Annotated in this window: 2 protein-coding genes; both read right to left on the bottom strand. The window is 72.6% G+C overall.

The window, feature by feature from the left end:
* The coding region (locus EQG76_RS30475) for a 2Fe-2S iron-sulfur cluster-binding protein (RefSeq protein ID WP_159718985.1) at positions 1 to 2,412 on the bottom strand (2,412 nt) is incomplete at its 3' end.
* On the bottom strand, positions 2,409 to 2,783 hold a 375-nt coding region (locus tag EQG76_RS30470), incomplete at its 5' end, for a sarcosine oxidase subunit delta (protein WP_235031644.1). The genes EQG76_RS30470 and EQG76_RS30475, both read right to left, overlap by 4 nt.

The raw sequence follows: 2,783 nt of genomic DNA, 5'->3' as shown, positions 1-2,783 counted from the left end.
GGCCGGGCCATAAGCGGCCGGCACGCTTAGCTCGAACGACAGTTCCCCGGTGAAGCTCACCCGGGCGATCCGCAAGGGCACGCCGGCCAGCTCGGTCTCGCACCAGCCCATGTGCGGCAGGGAAGCGGCGGACAGGTCCACCGGCAGCTTCAGCCGCTCGACCACGAGCCGCGCCTTCGGCCCGGTCACGGCATAGGTCGCCCAGGCGGTGGTGACGTTGGTCGCTATCACCTCCAGCTCCGGCCAGCCGGTCTGCCGCCATTCCTCGACGATGGCATGGACGCCCGCGGCATGGCTGGAAGATGGCGAGAGCAGGAAGTGGTCCTCGGCCAGCCTCGCCACCACTCCGTCGTCATAGACCTTGCCGTGCTCGGTCAGGAGGAACACGTAGTGGATCCGGCCGGGCTTCAGGTCGCTCAGCCGATGGTAAAAGAGCCGGTCGAGGAAGCCGCCGGCATCTCGGCCAACCAGCTCGATCTTGCCGAGCGGGCTGCCGTCGAACAGGGCCACGCCGGAGCGGGTCGCCAGCACCTCGTGCTCGATCGCGGCCTGCCTGCCCTCCCCGCCCTTCGGGTAGCAGGCCGGCCGCCACCAGCCGCCATAATCCTCGAACACCGCGCCTAGCCGCACATGCTCCCGATGGGCCGGCAGCAGCCGGAGCGGGCTCAGCAGGCCACCCTGGCGGGAGCCGGCGACCCCAGCCAGTGAGACGGGCGTGTAGGGCGGGCGGAAGGTGGTGGTGCCGACCTCCGCCACCGGCCGGTCCAGGCGCTGGGCGACCAGGGCTAGCCCATTCAAATTGCTGGTCTTGCCCTGGTCGGTCGCCATGCCGAGCGTGGTGTAGCGCTTGAGATGTTCGACCGAGACGAAGTTCTCCTGGACGGCGAGCTCGATGTCCTTGGCCGTCACGTCGTTCTGGTAGTCGACCCATTGCCTGGCCTTGGGCCGGTCCAGCTTGCGCCAGACCGCCTGCGTCCAGGCCGGCTCCGGCTCTGCCATGGGTGCGGGGAGCGTCAGGTCGGAGCCGGCTGCAGCCAGCCCGGCGCGATGGCCCTGCAGGAGGCAGTCGGCAGTGGCAAACGCGCCGTTCGCGGCACCGGCCGTCCGGACGGCTCCGGCCGGGCCATCCGGCACGAAGGCGTCGATCGCGTCCTCGAAGCGCAGCCGCCCTCCGGCATGCATGTGCAGGTGCAAGCCGGGCGTCCAGCCGCCCGCCACCGCCACCAGATCGCAGGCGATCTCGATGACCGGCCCGCCGGCCAAGGGCTCCACGCGCACGCCAGTGACGCCCTTGCGCCCATGCACCGCGGTCACCACCGCGCCGGTATGGGTCGGGATCTCCGGGTGCGGGGGGCTGTCGGCGCGCAGGTCGACGATCACCGGCTCCGCACCGGCGGCCGCCATGAGCTCGGCGGTGCGCCGGCCGGCGGCATTGCCGGTGAAGACCACCGGGTGGCGCCCGGCCAGCACGCCGTGGCGGGCCAGATAGCTGCGCGCGGCCAAAGCGGACATCACGCCCGGGCGGTCATTGTCCGGGAAGACCAGCGGCCGCTCGATCGCACCGGTCGCCAGGATCACCTGCCCCGCCCGCACCTTCCACAGGCGCTCGGGCGCAAAGCCGCGCGGCAGCCGCCGCCGCTCGGCCAGGACCAGGAGACCATGGTCGAAGATCCCGAGTGCTGTGGTGGTCGGCAGCAGGGTCACCTTCGGGTGGGCGGCCAGCTCGGCGGTGACCGCCGCCACCCATTCATCGCCCGGCTGGCCGTCGATCCCGACCGGATCGGTCAGGAGCTGGCCGCCCGGGCAGGGCTGGTCGTCCACCAGCATCACTTCCAGGCCGGCCAGCGCCGCGGCCCTGGCGGCGGCCAGCCCGGCCGGCCCGGCCCCCACCACCACGAGCGGCACCTGCGCATGGCGCTGGGCGCGCTGCAGCGGCTCGCCCTGGTCCGGCACCACGCCCAGGCCGGCCATCTTACGGATGCGCGGCTCGAACAGGTGCCAGCTCGGCCGCATGAAGGTCTTGTAGTAGAAGCCCGCCGGGATCAGCGGGTGCAGCCGGTCGACGAACCCGTACAGGTCGCGCTGTGCGGACGGCCAGCCATGGACGGTGCCGACCGCCATGCCGTCCTCCAGCGGCACCAGCGTGGCGCGCGCGTTCGGATCGTGCCGGCCATCCGCGAAGCGCACGTCCAGAATCGCGTTCGGCTCCTCGGGTCCGAAGCCCCACAGCCCGCGCGGCCGGTGGTACTTGAACGAGCGCGCGAGCACCCGCTGGCCGCTGGCCAGCAGCGCCGAGGCCAGGCTGTCGCCGGCAAAGCCCTGCAGGCGGCGGCCGAGGAAGGTGAAGGAGAGCGGGCGCGCACGGTCCAGATCCGTCCCGCCCGCGGGAAGGCGCAGGGAATGGTGGCTCACGCGGCTTCCCCGGCACCGCCCAGCACTGCTTCGGAGGCTGCCGGTGCGTCATGGCCGGCGGGTGCCTCGGCCGGCCCTGCCCGGCGGCCCTCGGCCGAGGGATGGCCCGGCAGCACGGAGCTGCCATGGACCTCGTGGGTGACGGTGTCGCGGTCGACCAGGAACCATTGGCCGCAGCCGGCGCCATGGCACCACAGCTCCTGCTGGCGGCCACGGCGGTTCTCGCGGAAGAACAGATAGTCCGCCCAGGCCCGGTCGTCCGCCGTGTCGGGCCGCGGCCGCCGGACCGCCACCTCCACGCCGAACCGGAACTCCGTCTCGTCCCTCGGGCCGCACCAGGGACAGGCGATCGACAGCATCCCACCTCCGTC

This window comes from Geminicoccus flavidas, from assembly GCF_009806515.1.
Classification (GTDB): Bacteria; Pseudomonadota; Alphaproteobacteria; order Geminicoccales; family Geminicoccaceae; genus Geminicoccus; species Geminicoccus flavidus.
Note: the sequence above shows the minus strand (reverse complement) of the source record. Positions and strands in the feature narration are given on the sequence as shown.